Here is a 20,784-nt window from a genome sequence, read left to right as displayed (position 1 = left end):
CGAATCATCAGCAAAACATGCGTCGGTGGTTCCATAGCGGGCGGCCTTGGATTTGGCTAAGTGCGGGCGCGGTCACGATCAGCCTATTGGCGTTATTGGGGCTGATTGTGTTGCTGGCAGGGCAGGGAATGCGTTATTTCTGGCCACATTCGGTCTATGAATTTGAACTGAACAATGGCCAGCGAATTATTGGCGAACGCTATGCGATAAATCAGATCCCACGCCAGCAGCTGCTAGACGCGGGCATCAAGCTTGCGCCGGATGCACCCACAACGCTGCCGCGTTATCTCATCAAAACAGGCAACCGTGAATGGCAAAACCAAGATTTTGTTACCCTGTTGGCGCAGGATATTCGCCATACGCGGAAACCGAAGGATCTGTTGGTGCTTGAACGCGAGCACAACGGGAACGCCTATGGTTATCTGGTTGGTCTGCTAGAAAACGGTCAACCGCTGGTGGGGCGCCAAGTGGTGCGCGATCTTCAGAGTAGCATTGCGCGCACGCGTGGGTTGACTCAGAAGATTGCGCATTTGCGCCAGCATCAGCTTTCGGCGATCAGCGCACAGTTTGAAAAAATGCGCTTAAGTCAGCGTCAAGCCGAGATGAATGGGACGTGGAACGATCGCCTACAGGCGCAGATTCGTGCCGAACGGCTGGAGTTAGAACGTCAGCATCAGCAATTAATGATTCGTTTGGAAGCGCTTGAGCATGACCAAAAAAGCGATAGCTTGCTGCTGCGTGATATGAATGGCGTTCAGCGAGAAATTCCCGTTTATGAAATCCATGATGCATGGATGCCTAATGCGATGAGCACCGGTGACAAGGTTCGACACTGGGCGAAACAGATTAAAAAGTTCATGGTGGATAATCCACGCGAATCCAACACGGAAGGCGGTGTTTTTCCGGCGCTTTTTGGCACCATGCTGATGGTGATACTGATGTCGGTGATCGTGATGCCATTAGGCGTGATTGCGGCGGTGTATCTGCACGAATACGCGCGTAAAAACTGGTTCACCCGCTTGATTCGTATTGCCGTGGTCAACTTGGCGGGCGTGCCGTCGATTGTATATGGGATCTTTGGTTTGGGCTTCTTCGTTTATGTGCTGGGTGGTTCCATCGATCAGCTGTTTTTCAGCGAGGCGTTGCCTAACCCAACGTTCGGAACCCCTGGGCTGCTTTGGGCATCGTTAACGCTCGCGTTGCTGACGTTGCCGGTGGTGATTGTTTCCACCGAAGAGGGGCTGGCTCGCATTCCTGCGTCGTTGCGGCAGGGTTCGCTGGCGCTAGGCGCAACCAAGGCGGAAACCTTGCGGCGGGTGGTTTTACCACTGGCGGTACCCGCGATGCTGACCGGATTGATCTTGGCCATTGCGCGCGCGGCGGGTGAAACCGCACCGTTGATGCTGGTGGGCGTGGTGAAATCGGTACCTGAATTACCGATTGATGCCGTGTTCCCTTATTTGCATCTGGATAGAAAGTTTATGCATCTGGGGTTTCAGGTTTATGACGGGGCGTTGCAAAGTCCTAACGTGGAAGCCGCCCGTCCTCTGGTCTTTGCGACCGCATTTTTACTGGTGACGCTGGTGGTGGGACTAAATTTGGCCGCGATGTCGATTCGTCATTACCTGCGTGAGAAATATCGCGCGCTGTCGCTCTAGTTATTTTTTCTGAGGAGTCCTGCCCGTGGGTTTAACCGCACCGGAAATACTGCCCCTGCTGGATGTGCATCAGTTGCCGCCAGAGCAAACGGCATTAGCGACCAAAAATTTAAATCTGTTTTACGGCACGAAGCAGGTGCTGTTTGACGTGAATCTATCACTGCCAAAGAATCGTGTTACGGCGCTGATTGGGCCTTCCGGCTGTGGAAAATCAACGCTGCTGCGCTGTTTTAACCGTATGAACGATTTGGTTGAGCAGTGCCGCGTTGAAGGGGAAGTGAGCGTCAATGGGAGCCGTGTGAGCGGTGACGATATTGATGTTGCCGCCCTTCGCCGCCGCGTCGGAATGGTATTCCAACGGCCCAATCCGTTTCCGAAATCGATCTATGAAAACGTGGTGTATGGCCTGCGTTTAAACGGCATACGCGATCGACGGATACTGGATGAAACCGTAGAGCGGGCGCTGCGTCAGGCTGCGCTTTGGCATGAGGTGAAAGGGCGCTTGAGCGATAACGCCTTCAAATTATCCAGCGGCCAGCAGCAGCGTTTGGTGATTGCGCGCGCGATTGCGATTGAGCCCGAGGTATTGTTGCTCGATGAACCGACGTCGGCGCTGGATCCTATTTCTACGTTGACCATTGAAGAGCTGATAGTTGGGCTTAAAGAAAATTACAGCGTGGTGCTGGTCACCCACAACATGCAGCAGGCGGCTCGCGTGTCTGATTACACTGCGTTTATCCATCAGGGGGAAGTGGTGGAGTACGCCGATACTGATACGTTGTTTACCTCGCCAAGGCAGAAGAAGACGGAAGATTATATTACGGGGAGATATGGGTGATAGATGCAATAGATTTGGTGTGTTACGTCCGCCTAAGATACTGAGTCCTACATATACATTGTGCAGGCATCCGAGCAAGGTGGCTCAATCGCCGTTATAGCTTAAGCGTGGTGAAAGGTTACGTCCGTCTAAAACTACGAATTCTACCTGTGCATGGTGCAGACGTCCGTGTTAGGGGGCCAATCGCCGCCCCCTAACAACCCGGCTTGGCACCCCCTTCCAGCCCGCTACGCGGGTGCCCTCATTTCATCATTCCGGTCTTAACGGAACGAACGGCAATCGCCATCCTGGCTCCTCCGTTCTTTCGCCGACGTCCCTGTCGGCGAATTCTAACCTGCATGATTCACTCGGCTGTCCGGTAACGTGCCGGAGAAGGTCAAACCCAAAAGACAAAAAAACATCTGTTTTTTAGTTTAAGTTTTGGGAGAAAGAGCAACGCTAACAGGATGTTAGCGTTAGGGGAGGAGGCGCCAGGGATGGCGCATGCCGACCCGGTGCGGAGATGGCGTCTCGGATAAAAGCGCGAGGATTGAAGGGGCGCGCGCTGGCGCCCCTCATCGTACGCCTTCAGTAATGTACCCATGTAGCTCGGTATAAATAGGCGGACGAAATCTTACACCAAGGCTTCATAAGCAAAGCGCTCGAAACCTTACATAAAGGCTTGTTTTGCGCCCCAACCTTACATTGAATTCGGATTCACCGGCGGGGTAGGGGATTTATATTTCGCCAAATAATCCGGCTGGAAAATACACATACGGATTGCGTTGCGGTATTCGCCGTTGATAAAGAATTCGTGGATCAGTTCGCCTTCGATTTTGAATCCTAACTTGCTGTAAATATGAATCGCCTTTTGGTTTTCTTTGTCGACGATTAAATACAGTTTGTAGAGATTGAGCACCGAAAAACCATGATCCAAAGCCAACTGTGCCGCTTTGCTGGCATAACCGTGGCCTTGATGGGCAGGGTCGATGATGATTTGAAATTCGGCGCGGCGGTGAATATGGTCAATCTCAACCAGTTCAACTAAGCCAATTTTAACCCCGTCGTGTTCAACCACGAAGCGGCGTTCGCTCTGATCGTGAATGTGTTTGTCATACAGCTCAGAGAGTTCTACAAAGGCAATATAGGGTTCTTCAAACCAATAGCGCATGATGCTAGCGTTATTGTCGAGTTGATGAACGAACGTCAAGTCTTCCCGTTCCAGGGGGCGCAATCTGACGTTGTTGTCGCTGGACATGTTGATTCCTCTCACTGTCATAAGTTTCAGCAGGATAGCCGATGTAGTGAATACTACAGACTGTATTATACCCAAAATAATTCAAGTTGCTTGAAGGCGGCAAATACAAAAATCCCCAGCCAAGGCTAGGGATTTTGTTTATAACGGCAGTGAAGCGTGGTTTAGTCTGGCGCGTACCCTTGCGCAGGTAAGCATACGCCGTCTAACCATGCAGCATCGTCTTTGGCTTTTAAGCGTCCATCAATAAACCAGCTGACAACCAGCGGATAGATAGAATGCTCTTGCACCTGAACACGCTCAATAATTTCATCTTCGCTGTCATGCTCGAAGATCGGAACTTTGGCCTGTAGAACAACCGGCCCGCCGTCCAGCTCATCGGTGACAAAATGCACCGAGGTACCATGCTCTTCATCACCGTTGTTTAGCGCCTGCTGGTGCGTGTGTAATCCCGGATATTTGGGCAGCAGAGAAGGGTGGATATTGAGCATCCTGCCCTGATAATGCTGCACAAAACGCGGAGATAAAATACGCATATAGCCCGCTAGAACCACTAAATCTGGCTGGTATCCGTCGATCTCTTGCATTAGCGCCAGATCAAAAGCATCGCGGTCGGCATAGGATTTTGGGTCTAGACAGTGCGCGGGAATTCCATCCTGTGCTGCACGTTCAAGTCCATAGGCATTTGCCTTATTGCTGAACACCGCACTGATGCGTCCACGGATGCGCCCATCGTTACAGGCATCAATTAATGCCTGTAGGTTGCTACCGTTGCCGGAAATTAAAACGACGATGTTTTTCATTTGCTCAGTCGCTTAGGCGTTGATCACAACGCGTTCATCGGTATTTGACGCCGCAATTGCACCAATTTTCCATGCTTTTTCGCCGTGGGCATTCATGAGCGCAATCGCCGCATCCACCTCTGAAGCAGGCAGCGCGATGATCATGCCAACGCCGCAGTTGAAGGTACGATACATTTCATGTCGGCTGACGTTGCCAGCCTGTTGCAGCCAGTTAAAGACCGATGGCCACTGCCAGCTGGATTCATCGATAACGGCCTGTGTGCCTTCTGGCAGCACGCGTGGAATGTTCTCCCAGAAACCGCCGCCGGTGAGGTGGGCAATCGCATGGATGTCGTGTTCTTCAATCAGCTTAAGAATGGATTTTACGTAGATCTTGGTTGGCGCCAGTAAATGGTCTGCCAGCGGTTTGCCATCCAGCTCTTCTTTGAGCGGATCGGTATGGCTGACTTCTAAAATCTTGCGCACCAGCGAATAGCCGTTGGAATGTGGACCGCTTGCGCCCAGCGCGATGAGTACGTCGCCCGCTTGAACCTTGCTGCCGTCAATGATTTCGGACTTTTCAACCACGCCAACGCAGAAGCCTGCAACGTCGTAATCTTCGCCGTGATACATCCCCGGCATTTCAGCGGTTTCACCACCGACCAGCGCGCAGCCTGACTGCTTGCAGCCTTCGGCAATGCCGGTAATAACGCTAGCGGCGGTGTCTACGTCTAATTTTCCGGTCGCATAATAATCGAGGAAGAACAGCGGTTCGGCGCCTTGCACGACCAAGTCATTAACGCACATCGCGACCAAATCAATACCGATGGTGTCGTGACGTTTTAAATCCATCGCCAGACGTAATTTGGTGCCAACGCCGTCGGTGCCTGAAACCAGAATGGGTTCGCGATACTTTTGCGGCAGGGCACAAAGTGCGCCAAATCCACCCAGACCACCCATGACTTCCGGGCGACGAGTTTCTTTTACCACACCTTTAATGCGATCAACTAAGGCATTGCCAGCATCAATGTCTACACCTGCGTCTTTATAACTGAGAGCGGTTTTGTCGGTCACTGCGAAAATCCCCATGGCGGTTAGGATGAGTTCTGATATCAGGAGTGAAGAGGAACCGCTAACTCAGTAACGGTGCGGCTTGCACTTGCATCGGATAACAGAACGCACACTGAAATATTCAAAAGCGCGGCAATTCTAACAGTCTAGGCAAACGTTTGCGAGCGGCTTGTGAAGGGGATCTGATTTTTTCCTGTAAACAGTGGAGATCTCATCTAAGCTGATCTGGATCATGATTTTAACGGTGGCGCGGATTTTAAAAGGCGTTATAATCTCGCGATTTTTTTTTGCGCTGACCGCAACCTGGGAGATGAAATGATGAAGATCGTCGAAGTAAAACACCCGCTCGTAAGACATAAACTGGGCTTGATGCGCGAGAACGATATTAGCACCAAACGTTTTCGTGAACTGGCATCAGAGGTCGGGAGTTTACTGACCTATGAAGCGACCGCAGACCTCGAAACAGAAAAAGTAACAATTGATGGTTGGTGTGGTCCAGTCGAAGTCGATCAGATCAAAGGTAAAAAAATCACCGTGGTTCCAATCCTGCGCGCAGGTTTGGGCATGATGGAAGGCGTGCTGGAACATGTTCCAAGCGCACGTATCAGCGTTGTTGGTGTTTACCGCGACGAAGAAACTCTGGAGCCTGTGCCTTACTTCCAGAAATTGGTTTCAAACATCGATGAGCGTATGGCGCTGGTGGTTGATCCAATGTTAGCAACCGGTGGTTCTATGATTGCAACTATCGATCTGCTGAAAAAAGCAGGCTGTCACAGTATTAAAGTATTAGTACTGGTTGCTGCGCCAGAAGGTATTGCGGCGTTAGAAAAAGTGCACCCAGACGTTGAGCTGTACACTGCGTCTATCGATCAGGGCTTGAATGAGAAGGGGTACATCATTCCTGGCTTGGGCGATGCGGGCGATAAGATATTTGGTACGAAATAATGATTGAGCCGACTTGAGAGTCGGCTTTTTTTTGGTCTATACCCTAATGCCGATCGTTTAAGAGATCGAGATACACGGGGCTAGCACACCGCGGGGCCGTTATGGAACACATCCATGTGTTCCCCCCTAAAGGGCAATGCTGAAGCATTGTTCAACTTTGCTCCTGGCAAAGTTGTCGGCAGCTAAAGCTGCTACGACCCCATCGGTGTACTTCCCCTAAAATCATGCTTCAGTGACCAGCATTAGTCTGTATATACCCTGCATTCTTAAAGCGGGTAGACCAAGCTAAAAACACAACACCCGGCTATTCAATAAAATCACTTAGAGGATAAAAAACATGACTCGTCGCGTCATCGGAGTAAGCGAACGCCCACCGCTTTTGCAAACGATTCCGTTGAGCTTCCAGCATTTGTTCGCCATGTTTGGCGCAACGGTTCTGGTGCCTATTCTATTCAAGATAAACCCTGCGACGGTCTTGCTGTTCAACGGCGTCGGTACGCTGCTGTATTTATTTATCTGTAAGGGAAAAATCCCTGCTTATTTGGGATCGAGTTTTGCCTTTATTTCACCGGTTATGCTGCTGTTACCTTTAGGCTATGAGCTGGCGCTCGGTGGCTTTATTGTGTGCGGCGCGCTGTTCTGCTTGGTGGCGTTGATTGTGAAGAAAGCCGGAACGGGCTGGCTGGATGTGATGTTCCCTCCGGCGGCGATGGGGGCGATTGTTGCGGTTATCGGACTTGAGCTTGCGGGCGTTGCCGCGAATATGGCGGGCTTATTGCCAGCCAGCGGAGCATCGGTAGATACCACCACGATCACCATTTCTATGGTGACTTTAGGGGTGACCGTATTGGGCTCGGTGCTGTTCCGCGGCTTTTTAGCGATTATCCCTATCTTAATCGGTGTGTTGGCAGGGTATGCACTGTCATTTGCCATGGGCGTGGTGGATTTAACGCCTATCCGTGAAGCTCATTGGTTTGCGTTACCGACTTTCTATACGCCAAAATTTGAGTGGTTTGCGATCCTGACCATTCTGCCTGCTGCGCTGGTGGTAATTGCCGAGCACGTGGGCCATTTGGTGGTGACGGCGAATATCGTGAAGAAAGATTTGCTGCGTGATCCTGGTTTGCATCGCTCGATGTTTGCGAATGGTCTATCAACCATGTTCTCGGGTTTCTTCGGCTCAACGCCAAATACCACCTACGGCGAAAATATCGGCGTGATGGCGATTACCAAAGTGTATAGCACCTGGGTAATTGGCGGCGCAGCGGTTCTGGCTATTCTGCTGTCTTGTATCGGCAAGCTGGCAGCGGCGATTCAGATGGTGCCCGTGCCGGTGATGGGCGGTGTCTCTCTGCTGCTGTACGGCGTCATCGGTGCATCGGGTATTCGTGTGCTGATTGAATCAAAAGTGGACTACAACAAAGCGCAGAACCTGATCCTGACGTCGATTATTTTGATTATTGGCGTGAGCGGCGCGACCATCCACATTGGTGCCGCTGAATTGAAAGGTATGGCGCTGGCGACGATTGTTGGTATTGCCATGAGTCTGTTATTCAAAGTGATCAGCATGGTTCGTGGTGAAGAAGTGATCCTCGACGAAGCAGACGAAGAACAAACGCCTGCGCGTTAATCTGATCCTGACGATCCTCGCTCAACAGCCGCCAGTTTATGTGTTAAACTGGCGGCGTTTTTTTGCCTGTTTTGGTTTGAGGTGCTTCTGAACACGCCGGCACAGCTTTCACTGCCACTTTATTTGCCTGATGACGAGACTTTTGCGAGTTTCTATCCGGGAGAGAATTCTTCTCTGTTAGCCGCATTGCAGGGCGCTTTGCAGCAGGAGCATGGTACCTATATCTATTTTTGGTCGCGTGAGGGCGGAGGGCGTAGCCATCTGTTGCATGCGGCCTGTGCAGAGCTTTCTCAGCGCGGTGAAGCCGTGGGCTATGTGCCTTTGGATAAACGTGCCTACTTTGTGCCCGAAGTGTTAGATGGCATGGAGCAGCTCTCCTTGGTTTGCATTGATAATATTGAATGCATCGCCGGAGAAGCTGAGTGGGAAATGGCGATTTTCAATCTCTATAATCGCATTCTTGAAACCGGTCGTACCCGATTGCTGATCACCGGCGATCGCCCACCTCGTCAGCTTAATCTTCATTTGCCCGATCTGGCTTCGCGCCTAGACTGGGGACAAATCTATAAACTCCAGCCGCTCGGTGATGAAGATAAACTCTTGGCTTTACAGCTGCGTTCAAAACTACGCGGCTTTGAACTACCTGAGGACGTTGGCCGATTCTTATTAAAGCGGTTAGATCGTGAAATGCGAACGCTCTTTATGACGCTGGATCAGCTGGATCATGCGTCGATAACGGCGCAGCGCAAGCTGACTATTCCATTTGTAAAAGAGATTTTATCGCTGTAAACAGCCCTCGCTTATGCTTTCGTGGCTAAGCCAATGGACTGGCTCGCACCTTCCTGCGCATTGATGTCCCACATTCGTTGGCGTACATTGCTTCTTCCGCTCGAATCTTATGAGCCCTGCATCTGTAAGGGAGTTGTACTGCGTGAAAATTGAAATGATCAGCAACAAGGTGTTATCCGATCATTGGGCAGTCCTGCGTCAATATACCTATGATTTAACGCGACATAATGGTGGCACGGTGCGCCAAATGCGCGAGGTCTATGACCGTGGAAATGGCGCTACGCTGTTGCTGTACAGCGTGGAGAAAAAAACGGTTGTGCTCATTCGTCAGTTCCGTATTCCAACCTATCTTAACGGTAACCGCGACGGTCTGTTGATCGAAACCATTGCGGGCCTGCTGGATAACGATGCGCCAGAAGATTGCGTGCGTCGAGAAGCGATGGAAGAAACCGGTTTTGAAGTTGGCCAAGTGACTAAAGTCTTTGAGGCCTATATGTCACCCGGCGGCGTAACTGAAATTATTCATTTCTTTGCGGCCCCGTACACTAACAGCCAAAAAGTGGCGGCCGGTGGCGGAATTGAAGATGAAGATATTGAAATCTTAGAGCTGCCTTTCCAGCAGGCTCTTGAAATGATTAAGAGCGGCGAGATTAAAGATGGCAAAACCATCATGCTGTTGCAGTACGCCCAAATACAGGGCTGGATGAATTAACCTGCTTATGGCCTAGCGTGAATACGATGGGCCACCCTTTCGGTATTCCCTTCTGATATGTCCTGTTGGTTTCCTAGCCATTAGCAAATTGTTGCGATAAATAACACTTTTTGTTTTGTTGTTTATGGCGTGCTTCATAGATTAAGTTGTTTTGCTCACTATACTGGTGGGGTTTCCTTTGCGTTAAACACCGATGAAATAAAGTAAAAAAAGGACCCTACGATGGACGAACAATTAAAACAAAGTGCGCTTGATTTCCACGAGTTCCCAATTCCAGGCAAAATTCAGGTCGTTCCGACGAAGCCCCTCGCTACTCAGCGTGATTTGGCTTTAGCCTACTCCCCAGGTGTAGCGGCCCCCTGTTTGGAGATCGCCGCCGATCCGCTTGCTGCCTATAAATACACCGCGCGTGGAAACTTAGTGGCCGTTATCTCTAACGGTACGGCGGTGCTTGGTTTGGGTAACATCGGTGCCTTGGCGGGTAAGCCCGTGATGGAAGGCAAAGGCGTTTTGTTTAAAAAGTTTGCGGGTATCGATGTGTTCGATATCGAAGTTGATGAGCTCGACCCTGATAAACTGATCGACGTGGTCGCCGCGCTGGAGCCGACTTTTGGTGGTATTAACCTTGAAGATATCAAAGCGCCCGAGTGTTTCTACATTGAGAAGAAACTGCGCGAGCGCATGAAGATCCCGGTCTTCCATGACGATCAGCACGGAACCGCCATTATCTGTACCGCCGCCGTGCTTAACGGTTTGCGCGTGGTGAAAAAACAGATTAGCGATGTGCGTCTTGTGGTTTCTGGCGCGGGCGCGTCGGCCATTGCCTGTTTAAATCTGCTGGTGGCATTAGGGCTGAAGCGTGAAAATATCACGGCCTGTGACTCCAAAGGCGTGATTTATCAAGGTCGCGAAGAGAATATGGCCGAAAGCAAACAGGCCTATGCGATCAAAGATAACGGCTGGCGCTCGCTTGCTGATGCGATCCCTAATGCGGATATTTTCCTCGGCTGCTCGGGGCCAGGCGTAATGACGCAAGACATGGTGAAAACCATGGCACGAGATCCGCTGATTTTAGCGTTGGCTAACCCTGAGCCAGAAATTTTACCTCCGCTGGCTAAGGCTGTTCGCCCCGATGCGATCATCTGTACGGGACGTTCCGACTTCCCAAATCAGGTTAACAACGTTCTGTGCTTCCCGTTCATTTTCCGTGGTGCACTCGACGTTGGCGCAACCACCATTAACGAAGAGATGAAGCTGGCCTGCGTGCATGCGATTGCTGATTTAGCATTGGCAGAGCAGAGCGACGTTGTGGCTTCCGCCTATGGCGATCAGGATCTCTCGTTTGGCCCAGAATACATTATTCCAAAACCTTTCGATCCTCGCCTGATTGTGAAAATCGCCCCAGCCGTGGCTAAAGCAGCGATGGATTCTGGCGTAGCGACGCGGCCAATCGAAGATTTTGATGCTTACATCGAGCATCTGACCGAGTTCGTCTATAAAACCAACCTGTTTATGAAGCCAATTTTCTCTCAGGCGAAGAAAGAGAAAAAACGCGTGGTGCTGGCAGAAGGTGAAGAAGAGCGCGTGTTACATGCGACCCAAGAGCTGGTTACGCTGGGTATTGCTTCACCGATTCTGGTTGGCCGTCCTGACGTTATCGAAATGCGGCTGAAAAAGCTTGGCCTGCAAATTGAAGCGGGTAAAGATTTTGAGATCGTAAATAACGAATCCGACCCGCGCTTCAATGAATACTGGCGTGAATACTACGAGATCATGAAGCGTCGCGGTGTTTCCCAAGAGCAGGCGCGTCGTGCGGTGATTGGTAATCCGACTCTGATTGCGGCCATCATGCTGCAACGCGGTGAGGCCGACGCCATGATTTGCGGCACTATCGGTAATTACCACGAGCATTATGAAGTGGTGCACAACGTGTTTGGTTTCCGTGAAGGGGCGCACGTAGCGGGTGCCATGAACGCGTTGTTGCTACCAAGCGGCAACACCTTCATTGCTGATACCTACGTCAACGACGACCCAACCGCTGAACAGCTGGCTGAAATTACGCTGATGGCGGCGGAGACGGTGCGCCGTTTTGGCATTGAGCCGAAAGTTGCGTTGTTATCTCATTCTAGCTTTGGGGCATCAGACTGTCCTGCCGCGCGTAAAATGCGTCGTACGCTAGAATTAGTGAATGCCGCAGCGCCTGAGCTTGAGATCGACGGCGAAATGCACGGTGATGCCGCGCTGGTCGAAAGTATTCGTAATGATGTCATGCCAGACAGCCCGCTGAAGGGCGCGGCAAACATTTTGATCATGCCGAACATGGAGGCTGCACGTATCAGCTATAACCTGTTGCGCGTTTCTTCTTCTGAGGGGGTGACCGTTGGGCCGGTATTAATGGGCGTCAGCAAACCCGTGCATATTTTGACCTCAATTGCCTCTGTGCGTCGCATCGTTAATATGGTGGCGTTATCCGTGGTAGAAGCACAAACGCAACCGCTGTAAAAGCTGTTATTGTTGGGTTTTCTAATGCCGTCTGCGCACCGCGGACGGCATTTCAATTGCTGAGGGAATTGCTATGTTGATTGCAAAAATTAACGATAACTCACCCTATATCCCGCAAATAGCCGCATTGCTGCATTGGGAATGGTCAAGCCTACCGCGTTGGAGCACGCAGGAAGGTATCCAGCAGCGCTTTATCACGCGTAATCAGCCAGACAGTGAAGAGTTTACTCTGGTGGCTTACGTTGAGGATGGCCAACTGCTGGGCACCGCGAGCGTGATTGTTCATGAATTGGACGATCGTCCAGAGCGCAAATTCTGGCTAGGTGAAGTGTTTACGCCTCCGGAACACCGTGGCAAAGGCGTTGGCTCTGCACTCACCAAAGCCTGTGTAGCCCACGCCCAAGAGAAAGGCATCAAACAGCTATATCTTTACACCCCCGATAAGCAAAGTCTGTATCAGAAATTGGGCTGGCAAGAAATTGAGAAACGCGAAGTCTCAGGCGAATGGGTTTCTGTGATGAGCCTCAATCTCGACTAGTTGACCTGCCGCTGCAGGTGAATGTCATATGACAATGATTATCATTAAGTTTAAACTAGATGGAAACTTAATGGACTCAAAGGTTATGGCATGAAAAAGATTGGACTACTGGCGGCGGCTTTCCTGCTGAGCGCCTGCGGAATTGGCCAGCACGCCCAGACTATCAGCGCAGTACCGCAAGACAATATCGTCGATCTGCATACCGGACAAAAACTTACCCCACAGCAGCTGCTTGCTAAGCTGAGCACCCAGCCTCGCGTCATCGTTGGCGAAAAGCACGATAATTTACAGCATCATCAAATTGAGCAGTGGCTGGTTGAGCAACTTCCGCGCCAGCGCACGCAGGGCAGCGTATTAATGGAAATGATAACGCCGAACCAACAAGAAAAAGTGAACGCGGTGAAAGATCGGTTCAAGCAAGGGGAAACGTTGACCGGTCAGCAGATTACAGAACAAACAGCTTGGCAGAAAGGGTGGAAATGGGATCTCTACTCCGGCGTTGCCACCGAGGCCCTGCAAGGGCCATACCCGTTGCTGTCAGCCAATCTTGATCGCAGCGAAATCAAAAAATTCTACGAGCATCCACTTCCGGTTACCGGTGCGCTAAGCACTCAGCCGTCGGTGCAAGCAGCCATCACGAAAACGATCGAAGAGTCACACGGTGGTAAATTAGAGCCTAAACAGGCCGAAGCGATGTTGGCTATTCAGCAGCAGCGCGATCGCCGTATGGCAGAAAGCTTGCTTGCCGCACCAACGCCAGCGCAGCTCATCGTCGGTGGCTATCACGCCAATCGTGCGCTAGGAGTTCCCCTTCACATTGAAGATATTGCGCCGATGACGGAGTTAACGGTTGTGATGCTAGCGGAAGAGGGCGTTAAGGTAGACAAAAGTAATGCGGACTTCGTGTGGTATACGGAGAAAGCTAAGCCATAGTTATGGCCTGTTTGTTTTCGCCTAAGAGGATGCGCCGTGAATGGCGCATTCTGAACTGGAGTGAAAATTTATGCCTAACGTGACCAAATGATTGGCGGCTAATTCAGCATTTTGCCTTCTAGCCCAGCTTTTACCGTTTCCCATTCATCATCAATAATACTAAACCGCACCGAGTTGCGTTTTCGTCCATCGGGCATGATCCGTTCGTGGCGGATAATGCCTTCTTGCTGAGCGCCAATGCGTAAAATAGCCGCGCGGGAGCGTGCGTTGTTTTCATCGGTGGTGAACTGTACGCGAACGCAGTTCATCACTTCAAACGCATAGCTAAGCAGCAGGTATTTGGCTTCGGTATTGATGCCAGAACGTTGGAAGGAGTGGCTCAGCCACGTATGACCAATTTCGAGTTTCCGGTTGGCGGAATCAATTTTCCAAAATCGGGTGCAGCCGACCACTTTGCGACTGTCGGCATCGACGATAACAAACGGCATTTGACTGCCGTTTTCGCGCTGCTCGAAAGCGTGTGTGAGATATTTATCAATGGACTGCGGGCTTGGAATGACCGTTAGCGTCATTTCCCACAGCTGCCCGTCTGAGGCGGCATCGATAATTGGCTGGCGATGTTCAACCTGCATCGGGTGAAGCTCTACACGTTTGCCTTTTAAGACGGGCTGTTCCATATGAAAACCTCGCGTTAAAGAATCTCTAAGACCTGCTCTGGTGGACGACCAATCCGGGCTTTTTTGCCTTTAACCACGATTGGGCGCTCGATCAATTTCGGATTATTGATCATGGCATCGATTAGCTGATCTTCAGTTAACGATTCATCAGCAAGATTAAGTTCTTTGTACAGATCTTCTTTGTGGCGCATCAGTTGGCGAGCGGAAGTGAACCCGAGTTCTTTCAGCAGCGTTTTCAGCGTTGCAGCATCGGGCGGCGTTTCCAGATACTGGATGATAGTTGGCTCAATACCTTGTTCTTTAATCAGCGCGAGTGTTTCACGGCTCTTTGAGCAGCGAGGATTGTGATAAATCGTGACGTGTTGTGGCATAGGTTTTCCTTAGCGGCCTCCGCGTTGATACTGCTTGAAGCTTTGTTGTAGCTGGCGTAGTTGATCGATACGCGCGTCGTAGCGCGCCTGTTTAAGGCTGCCAACCGGCATCAGGGCACTGGCGTTGCTGAGTAAGCCAATCGCCTGATCCAATTGTCCTACCAGCGCCAAACTCTCTGCGCGGGCGGAAAGCTCTTCATCACGGATCCCCTGTGCGGCGCTGGCCTGAGCGAGAATATCCCAACCGTTAGGATCGTTTGGATGATCAAAGGTATAGCGATAAAGAATACGTGACGCTTTGGCTGGCTGATTGCCTTCAACGTAGGCATTCGCCAAGTTAATTTGTAATACGGGTTCGTTGCGGTTTTTAGCCAGCGCTGACTCCAAACGAGCGATAGCTGAGGGTGCTTTCTTCTGCTCTAAATCGATATCGGTCATCAGGTCGATAAACCAGATATTGTCTGGCTGACTTTCGAGCAACGGTTGTAGCATTTTGCGCGCGTCATCATATTTATTGGCTTGGCTGAACAAGATAGCTCGGCCATAGCGCGCGGCAGTTTGTTCACGTACGTTGCCGTTTTCCATCGCCTTGAGGATATCTTCAGTCAGGAACGTGTTTCCATCCTGACCGCCGCTGTACATACCTAGCGCACGTACTTTTGCGAGTAAATAGTCTTGTGATGACTGAACGGGATGCGGCGGCATCTGGTTTGCGCGGTTGCGCGTGTCGGACAGGCGGCTGTCTGGTAGGGGGTGAGTCAGTAAAATTTCAGGGGGCTTCGATGAATAGCGTGATTGATCCGACAGCTTTTGCAGGAAACTTGGCATTGCTTGGGGATCAAAACCGGAACGTTGGAGAACTTGAAGGCCGATGCGGTCAGCTTCTTGCTCATTTTGCTGAGTGAAGCTGATCATATTTTGCTGGCTACCGGCTAAAGTACCGCTCAAGGCCGCCATACCCGCCTGAGGGCTGGCCATCGCAAGCAAGATGGAGCCGAGTGCGCCTACCCATGTTAGCGGCTGGGTACGCTGTTGCTCTTCCATCGCACGCGCTAAATGGCGCTGTGTTACGTGAGAGATTTCATGCGCCATAACCGAAGCCAACTGGCTTTCGTTATCGGTATAGCGGAATAGCGCGGAGTGCAAAACCACGTTGCCGCCGAAGAAGGCGAAGGCGTTGATTTCGTCATTGCGCACTAAATAGAAGTGAAACGGCGTGCGTACTGAATGGGCATGAGACACCAAACGCATACCCAATCCGTTGATATATTCCATCAATAAGGGATCGTTGATAAGCGGCGTACTGGCACGGAGTTGGCGTACGTAAAAATCACCCATCGCCAGCTCTTGATTGATGCTGAGCGTGTTCCCTGCGGTAGTACCAATGTCAGGCAGTTGGTCATCGTTTGGATCTGCTTGGCTAGGCATGGAGCCAGTCAGCAATAAACCAGCAACTATCGTCGCGATAACCGATGTTTTAAACCGAGAAGTCATAAGAGACAGTTCCATTCAGTTTCATCTGTACCCATGTGGGGCGTTTTGCTTGGCAGAAACACGAATCATTAGGATATAACGCATGGCTTGGTTATCCACAATGGCATTTTTGACAGCAAAGGCCTGTAAGAGTTCTTCTTAACTACGCCACTCTCTATTACACTCATTCTGCCATCATAGTAGGATCGACTCCACGCCGCCATGACAGCAAAATCATCATTTTACGTTATTGGCTTTTTGCCAGCTCTTTTCAAGGATAAAAACTGTACGCTTGTGCAGCTTAAGGAGTGACCCGCATGCTTGATATGTTAATGCAGTGGTATCGACGACGCTTTACCGATCCACAGGCAATAGCATTACTGACTATCCTGCTCGTCGGCTTTTGTATCATTTATTTTTTTAATGGGATCTTAGCCCCGTTGCTGGTGGCGATTGTTCTCGCCTATTTGTTGGAATGGCCAACGCATAAACTTCAGCTGATTGGTTTTTCACGCGTATGGGCCGTGGTTGCCGTGCTGATTGTATTTGGCGGTATTACTCTACTGTCCGTTTTCGTCATTGCACCCGCGGTTTGGCAGCAGGGATTCAACCTGTTGGCCGATATGCCGAAAATGGTGACCCGTTTTTATGAATTCGCGGCAACGCTGCCAAGACGCTATCCGGCGCTGATGGATGCGGGCATTATTGATATGGTGGTAGAGAATACCCGCGCCAAGTTGGCGGTGATGGGAGAGTCGGTGGTGAAATTATCACTGGCATCGTTGGTGGGGCTGCTTACGCTGGCGATTTATCTTATTCTCGTGCCGCTGATGGTATTTTTCCTGCTCAAAGACAAAGAGCAAATGCTGAATGCTGTTCGGCGGGTGCTGCCGCGCGATCGCGGATTGGCCGGACAGGTTTGGATCGAGATGAATCAGCAAATCACGAACTATATTCGCGGCAAAGTGCTCGAAATGGTAGTGGTGGGCGTAGCGACCTATCTGGTCTTTCTGGTCGTGGATTTGCACTATGCCTTGCTGTTGGCCGTGCTGGTTGGGTTCTCGGTACTGATTCCGTATATCGGCGCGGTGTTGGTGACGATCCCGGTGGTTATTGTGGCGCTGTTCCAATGGGGGCTGGGCGCTGATTTCTGGACGTTGTTTGTCGCTTATCTGGTTGTTCAAGGGTTAGATGGCAATCTGCTTGTTCCGCTGTTGTTCTCTGAAGCGGTGAACCTGCATCCATTAGTGATCATTCTTTCGGTGATTATCTTTGGTGGGTTATGGGGATTCTGGGGCGTTTTCTTTGCGATCCCACTGGCGACGCTGGTAAAAGCGGTGATCCACGCTTGGCCTGACGAGTTTATTTCTGAAGCGGATTAGTCGTTAGCGTTCCCGAAAAAACAACGCCCTGCATGCAGGGCGTTGGCGTTTTAAAGCTTTAAAGCTTTAAAGCAAAGGTTTATTACCCGTTGTTTTTGACGTAGTCCAAAACGATATCGTGGTGATTGCTGGTTTTGAAATCGTCGAATACGTGCTGAACTTTGCCTTCTTCGTCAATCAGGAAGCTGATGCGATGGATGCCGTCGTAGGTTTTACCCATGAAGGATTTTTCACCCCACACGCCAAACTCTTCGCACACTTTGTGATCTTCATCAGATAGCAAGGTGAAATTAAGGACTTCTTTTTCTACAAAGCGGGAAAGTTTTTCGGGTTTATCCGTGCTGATACCAAGCACTTCTACGCCCAGTTTTTTCAATTCATCCATGTTGTCGCGCAGTCCACAGGCTTGAACGGTACAGCCTGGAGTCATGGCTTTTGGATAGAAATAGACTAAAACTTTCTGACCTTGGAAGTCGGCCAAGCTGATTTGCTCACCATCTTGATCTAACAGGGTAAATTTAGGAGCGATGCTACCGGCTTTCAATGGGCTCATTACTGCTCTCCGTCTTTATCTTCATGCAGGGAATAGTTCACGACGTTTATACTGCCTTGCGCGCTGAGTTCTGTACAGAGCTTCTCAAAAGCTTGCTCAATACTTTCTGCATCCTGACTGGCAGGGCTGTGTGCGGTGATTTGAATATACAATTTTGGCGCCGCCGAGTCCTGGCTCAGTTGGGTTTTAGAAACCAGTTCGGCAATATTCATGTGGTGCGAATCAAATAAGTCAGTGAAGCGTTCGATGATGTGCGGGGAATCTTTGACTTCAACCTGCACCCACACGGTGGCTGGCATGGTTGGGCGTTCATGCCACGTTGTGCGTTTCATCACGATCAGCAAATCCATCTCCACGCCCTTAAGCGGTAAAGTGGATTCAATAAGGGTAATGGCATTCCAGCTACCGGATAGCAGCATGATAAAAGTGAACTCTTCGCCCAACATTGCCAAACGGCTATCTTCAATATTGCACCCGCAGCTGCTTACATGGCGGGTGATGTTATTGACGATACCGGGGCGATCTGCGCCTAAGGCTGTAATGACTAAATAGTGTTGATTGGGCTGTGGCAAGAGCATTCTTCCTGACTTTGTGGTGGTGTCCCAAGGTAAACACAAAAAAAACGCCTCGACAAGCAGTTAGCGCATAGATGTTTACTTGCTTTGCGATCGCTTTCAAAAGTACCATGAGGAACCTGTTTGTGGAGGGACTGTCAATGTTCACGGGAAGTATTGTTGCGCTGGTTACGCCGATGGATGACAAAGGTCAGGTCGATCGCGCTAGCTTGAAGAAATTGATTGATTATCATGTGGCCAGCGGGACGTCTGCGATTGTATCCGTAGGAACCACCGGCGAATCTGCCACGCTAAATCACGACGAGCACGTCGATGTGGTGCTACAGACGCTGGATCTTGCTGATGGCAGAATCCCTGTGATTGCTGGCGCCGGAGCAAATGCTACCACGGAAGCGATTGCTTTGACCGAGCGCTTCAATAATACGGGCGTCGTTGGTTGTCTGACGGTCACGCCGTATTACAATAAGCCAATGCAGGAAGGTTTGTTCCAGCACTTTAAAGCTATCGCTGAACATACTGATTTACCACAGATTTTGTATAACGTACCTTCGCGTACGGGATGCGATATGCTGCCAGAAACGATTGCTCGTTTGGCAGAGATTAAAAATATTGTTGCTGTAAAAGAAGCGACCGGGAACTTAAGTCGTGTTAGTCAGATCCAAGAACTGGTCAACGACGATAGCTTTATTTTGCTAAGCGGCGATGACGCAACGGCTCTGGACTTTATGCAACTGGGTGGTCAGGGCGTTATTTCTGTCACAGCAAACGTCGCTGCGCGTGAAATGGCTGAACTCTGTAAGCTTGCTGCTGAAGGCGATTTCGCTAAAGCGCGTAAGCTGAATCAGCGTTTAATGGCGCTGCATCAACAGTTATTTGTAGAAGCAAACCCGATACCGGTGAAATGGGCCTGTAAGGTATTGGGACTCATAGCAACCGACACGATGCGTTTACCAATGACGCCAATTAGCGATAAGGCTCGCCCTGTCGTAGAACAAGCGCTTAAACACGTCGGCTTGCTGTAACTCTTAGGGAGATTGAATGGCTTACTTAGTACAAAAGTCGGCGGTAGCGACTGTCGTTGGCATTTCTTTGGTGATGATGCTGTCTGCATGTTCGACCGATCAGCGCTATAAGCGTCAGGTGAGCGGCGATGAGGCTTATCTTGATGCTTCTACGCTGTCCGAATTGAAAACGCCCGCAGGGATGATTCTGCCGGTGCAAAACGGTGCTTATGATGTGCGTTTAAATGCAGCTCAGGGCAACGTAGGCAAAGCGTTGGATATTCGACCACCGGCGCAGCCATTGGCTCTGCTGAACGGTTCTCGTGGCCAGTTTGTTAATGGCGCAGCGATTGTCTTGGTTGAGAGCACGCCGGGAGCAAGTAGCCTGTGGTCTCAGGTTGCGCAGGCAGTACAGGGGTTAAATTATCCTATTGCCAGCCGTAACGATGCAGGACAAACGCTGACGACCGATTGGATTAACTTCCAGCGTGGCGACGAAGACGTACAGTATCAAGGCCGTTATCAGGTATCTGTGCAACCACAGGGCTACCAAACGGCGGTTGTGGTTAAATCCTTAGGCTTGAAGCAGGGCGACACAGCGATCACTGAGGATTCGCAGACTCAGCGTTACGCGGTTTCTGTGCTGAACGATATTGTCAGCGGTTTGGATAAATATCAAACCGATCAGGCTAACGCACGTGCCAACCGTCAGGTGGGTGATATTGACGTGCAGAGCGGCGCTGATGATACGGGCTTACCGGTGTTGATCGCGCGTGCGCCATACACTGCGGTTTGGGATCGTTTACCAGCAACGCTTGAACATATCGGCATGAAAGTGACCGACCGTAGCCGTCCGCAGGGTACAATCTCCGTGACCTACAAATCGATCAGCAGCAGTAGCTGGGACGATCTGGGTGCGAAAGACCCTGAGCTGAAAGAAGGTGATTATAAGATTCAGGTCGGCGATTTAGATAACCGTACCAGTCTGCAATTCCTCGACAGCAAAGGGGCTCCACTGAGTCAGTCGCAGAACGATGCGTTGGTGAGTGTGTTCCAAGCGGCGTTTGCGAAAGTAAAAGCTAGCCAGTAATCGCACAAACCATAGAAATGTAAAAAGGGG

Annotated in this window: 20 protein-coding genes; 12 read left to right on the top strand and 8 right to left on the bottom strand. The window is 50.6% G+C overall.

Annotation, left to right across the window (positions count from 1 at the left end):
• The first annotated feature begins 17 nt into the window (after positions 1 to 17).
• Both pstA and pstB read left to right on the top strand, forming a co-directional pair.
• Positions 18 to 1,658 carry a phosphate ABC transporter permease PstA gene (pstA, locus tag CPY98_RS14675; RefSeq protein ID WP_096388765.1) on the top strand — a complete coding sequence of 547 codons (1,641 nt, stop codon included), beginning with the start codon at positions 18 to 20 and terminating at the stop codon, positions 1,656 to 1,658.
• 25 nt (positions 1,659 to 1,683) lie between these two features.
• Entirely contained in the window at positions 1,684 to 2,496 is an 813-nt protein-coding gene (gene pstB / locus CPY98_RS14670) for a phosphate ABC transporter ATP-binding protein PstB (RefSeq protein ID WP_043494754.1), read from the top strand.
• A gap of 679 nt (positions 2,497 to 3,175) precedes the next feature.
• Here pstB and speG read toward each other — a convergent pair.
• From speG to purM, 3 genes are all read right to left on the bottom strand, one after another.
• Positions 3,176 to 3,733, bottom strand: a complete 558-nt coding sequence (gene speG / locus CPY98_RS14665; RefSeq protein WP_025797434.1) for a spermidine N1-acetyltransferase — start codon at positions 3,731 to 3,733, stop codon at positions 3,176 to 3,178.
• A 161-nt stretch (positions 3,734 to 3,894) separates the two neighbouring features.
• Positions 3,895 to 4,533 (bottom strand): phosphoribosylglycinamide formyltransferase, encoded by a 639-nt coding sequence (gene purN / locus CPY98_RS14660; protein ID WP_043494752.1) that lies wholly within the window; start codon positions 4,531 to 4,533, stop codon positions 3,895 to 3,897.
• 12 nt (positions 4,534 to 4,545) lie between these two features.
• Positions 4,546 to 5,586: a phosphoribosylformylglycinamidine cyclo-ligase gene (gene purM / locus CPY98_RS14655; RefSeq protein WP_046450189.1), complete on the bottom strand. Its 1,041-nt coding sequence runs from the start codon at positions 5,584 to 5,586 to the stop codon at positions 4,546 to 4,548.
• Positions 5,587 to 5,901: 315 nt separating this feature from the next.
• Between purM and upp the strand changes: the two genes are divergently transcribed.
• From upp to CPY98_RS14620, 7 genes are all read left to right on the top strand, one after another.
• Positions 5,902 to 6,528 (top strand): uracil phosphoribosyltransferase, encoded by a 627-nt coding sequence (gene upp / locus CPY98_RS14650; RefSeq protein ID WP_025797438.1) that lies wholly within the window; start codon positions 5,902 to 5,904, stop codon positions 6,526 to 6,528.
• Between the two features lie 337 nt (positions 6,529 to 6,865).
• Positions 6,866 to 8,158, top strand: coding sequence for a uracil permease (gene uraA / locus CPY98_RS14645; RefSeq protein WP_040045458.1), 1,293 nt, complete (start codon positions 6,866 to 6,868; stop codon positions 8,156 to 8,158).
• An 81-nt stretch (positions 8,159 to 8,239) separates the two neighbouring features.
• Positions 8,240 to 8,947, top strand: a complete 708-nt coding sequence (gene hda, locus CPY98_RS14640; RefSeq protein WP_025797440.1) for a DnaA inactivator Hda — start codon at positions 8,240 to 8,242, stop codon at positions 8,945 to 8,947.
• Between the two features lie 109 nt (positions 8,948 to 9,056).
• A complete protein-coding gene (gene nudK / locus CPY98_RS14635; RefSeq protein ID WP_052439912.1) occupies positions 9,057 to 9,659 on the top strand; it encodes a GDP-mannose pyrophosphatase NudK in 603 nt (200 codons plus the stop codon).
• Between the two features lie 222 nt (positions 9,660 to 9,881).
• Positions 9,882 to 12,161 carry an NADP-dependent oxaloacetate-decarboxylating malate dehydrogenase gene (gene maeB, locus CPY98_RS14630; RefSeq protein ID WP_040045460.1) on the top strand — a complete coding sequence of 760 codons (2,280 nt, stop codon included), beginning with the start codon at positions 9,882 to 9,884 and terminating at the stop codon, positions 12,159 to 12,161.
• Between the two features lie 73 nt (positions 12,162 to 12,234).
• On the top strand, positions 12,235 to 12,699 hold the full coding sequence (locus CPY98_RS14625) for a GNAT family N-acetyltransferase (protein ID WP_046360640.1): 465 nt from the start codon (positions 12,235 to 12,237) through the stop codon (positions 12,697 to 12,699).
• A 90-nt stretch (positions 12,700 to 12,789) separates the two neighbouring features.
• Positions 12,790 to 13,632 carry a ChaN family lipoprotein gene (locus CPY98_RS14620; RefSeq protein ID WP_096388216.1) on the top strand — a complete coding sequence of 281 codons (843 nt, stop codon included), beginning with the start codon at positions 12,790 to 12,792 and terminating at the stop codon, positions 13,630 to 13,632.
• 98 nt (positions 13,633 to 13,730) lie between these two features.
• On the opposite strand, the gene CPY98_RS14615 is transcribed toward CPY98_RS14620, so the two are convergent.
• From CPY98_RS14615 to CPY98_RS14605, 3 genes are read right to left on the bottom strand one after another with little or no spacing between them, the layout of a single operon-like run.
• Positions 13,731 to 14,309: a GNAT family N-acetyltransferase gene (locus CPY98_RS14615; RefSeq protein WP_043494743.1), complete on the bottom strand. Its 579-nt coding sequence runs from the start codon at positions 14,307 to 14,309 to the stop codon at positions 13,731 to 13,733.
• 14 nt (positions 14,310 to 14,323) lie between these two features.
• Positions 14,324 to 14,680: an arsenate reductase (glutaredoxin) gene (gene arsC / locus CPY98_RS14610; RefSeq protein ID WP_043494740.1), complete on the bottom strand. Its 357-nt coding sequence runs from the start codon at positions 14,678 to 14,680 to the stop codon at positions 14,324 to 14,326.
• A 9-nt stretch (positions 14,681 to 14,689) separates the two neighbouring features.
• Positions 14,690 to 16,174, bottom strand: coding sequence for a M48 family metallopeptidase (locus CPY98_RS14605; RefSeq protein WP_096388214.1), 1,485 nt, complete (start codon positions 16,172 to 16,174; stop codon positions 14,690 to 14,692).
• A 296-nt stretch (positions 16,175 to 16,470) separates the two neighbouring features.
• On the opposite strand from CPY98_RS14605, the gene CPY98_RS14600 reads away from it, so the two are divergent.
• Entirely contained in the window at positions 16,471 to 17,535 is a 1,065-nt protein-coding gene (locus CPY98_RS14600) for an AI-2E family transporter (protein WP_025797454.1), read from the top strand.
• Between the two features lie 82 nt (positions 17,536 to 17,617).
• Here CPY98_RS14600 and bcp read toward each other — a convergent pair whose 3' ends face one another.
• The gene (gene bcp / locus CPY98_RS14595) at positions 17,618 to 18,088 is read right to left on the bottom strand and encodes a thioredoxin-dependent thiol peroxidase (RefSeq protein ID WP_025797455.1); all 471 of its coding nucleotides are present in this window, start codon (positions 18,086 to 18,088) and stop codon (positions 17,618 to 17,620) included.
• Entirely contained in the window at positions 18,088 to 18,666 is a 579-nt protein-coding gene (locus CPY98_RS14590; RefSeq protein WP_004091990.1) for a glycine cleavage system transcriptional repressor, read from the bottom strand. Before CPY98_RS14590 ends, bcp begins: the two co-directional genes overlap by 1 nt.
• 137 nt (positions 18,667 to 18,803) lie before the next feature.
• On the opposite strand from CPY98_RS14590, the gene dapA reads away from it, so the two are divergent.
• Positions 18,804 to 19,685, top strand: a complete 882-nt coding sequence (dapA, locus tag CPY98_RS14585) for a 4-hydroxy-tetrahydrodipicolinate synthase (protein WP_025797458.1) — start codon at positions 18,804 to 18,806, stop codon at positions 19,683 to 19,685.
• A gap of 16 nt (positions 19,686 to 19,701) precedes the next feature.
• Complete coding sequence (gene bamC / locus CPY98_RS14580) at positions 19,702 to 20,754, top strand: outer membrane protein assembly factor BamC (RefSeq protein WP_040045467.1); 1,053 nt, start codon at positions 19,702 to 19,704, stop codon at positions 20,752 to 20,754.
• Positions 20,755 to 20,784: the final 30 nt, after the last annotated feature.

The sequence above is a fragment of the Hafnia sp. CBA7124 genome, assembly GCF_002355555.1.
GTDB classification, from domain to species: domain Bacteria; phylum Pseudomonadota; class Gammaproteobacteria; order Enterobacterales; family Enterobacteriaceae; genus Hafnia; species Hafnia alvei.
This window is presented reverse-complemented; position numbering and strand designations above follow the sequence as displayed.

Excerpts from the sequence above, each read along its gene's own strand:
- pstA (WP_096388765.1), top strand. The coding sequence starts at position 18 with ATGCGTCGGTGGTTCCATAGCGGGCGGCCTTGGATTTGGCTAAGTGCG.
- speG (WP_025797434.1), bottom strand. The coding sequence starts at position 3,733 with ATGTCCAGCGACAACAACGTCAGATTGCGCCCCCTGGAACGGGAAGAC.
- purN (WP_043494752.1), bottom strand. The coding sequence starts at position 4,533 with ATGAAAAACATCGTCGTTTTAATTTCCGGCAACGGTAGCAACCTACAG.
- upp (WP_025797438.1), top strand. The coding sequence starts at position 5,902 with ATGAAGATCGTCGAAGTAAAACACCCGCTCGTAAGACATAAACTGGGC.
- uraA (WP_040045458.1), top strand. The coding sequence starts at position 6,866 with ATGACTCGTCGCGTCATCGGAGTAAGCGAACGCCCACCGCTTTTGCAA.
- nudK (WP_052439912.1), top strand. The coding sequence starts at position 9,057 with ATGAGCCCTGCATCTGTAAGGGAGTTGTACTGCGTGAAAATTGAAATG.
- maeB (WP_040045460.1), top strand. The coding sequence starts at position 9,882 with ATGGACGAACAATTAAAACAAAGTGCGCTTGATTTCCACGAGTTCCCA.
- CPY98_RS14625 (WP_046360640.1), top strand. The coding sequence starts at position 12,235 with ATGTTGATTGCAAAAATTAACGATAACTCACCCTATATCCCGCAAATA.
- CPY98_RS14620 (WP_096388216.1), top strand. The coding sequence starts at position 12,790 with ATGAAAAAGATTGGACTACTGGCGGCGGCTTTCCTGCTGAGCGCCTGC.
- CPY98_RS14615 (WP_043494743.1), bottom strand. The coding sequence starts at position 14,309 with ATGGAACAGCCCGTCTTAAAAGGCAAACGTGTAGAGCTTCACCCGATG.
- arsC (WP_043494740.1), bottom strand. The coding sequence starts at position 14,680 with ATGCCACAACACGTCACGATTTATCACAATCCTCGCTGCTCAAAGAGC.
- CPY98_RS14605 (WP_096388214.1), bottom strand. The coding sequence starts at position 16,174 with ATGACTTCTCGGTTTAAAACATCGGTTATCGCGACGATAGTTGCTGGT.
- CPY98_RS14600 (WP_025797454.1), top strand. The coding sequence starts at position 16,471 with ATGCTTGATATGTTAATGCAGTGGTATCGACGACGCTTTACCGATCCA.
- bcp (WP_025797455.1), bottom strand. The coding sequence starts at position 18,088 with ATGAGCCCATTGAAAGCCGGTAGCATCGCTCCTAAATTTACCCTGTTA.
- CPY98_RS14590 (WP_004091990.1), bottom strand. The coding sequence starts at position 18,666 with ATGCTCTTGCCACAGCCCAATCAACACTATTTAGTCATTACAGCCTTA.
- dapA (WP_025797458.1), top strand. The coding sequence starts at position 18,804 with ATGTTCACGGGAAGTATTGTTGCGCTGGTTACGCCGATGGATGACAAA.
- bamC (WP_040045467.1), top strand. The coding sequence starts at position 19,702 with ATGGCTTACTTAGTACAAAAGTCGGCGGTAGCGACTGTCGTTGGCATT.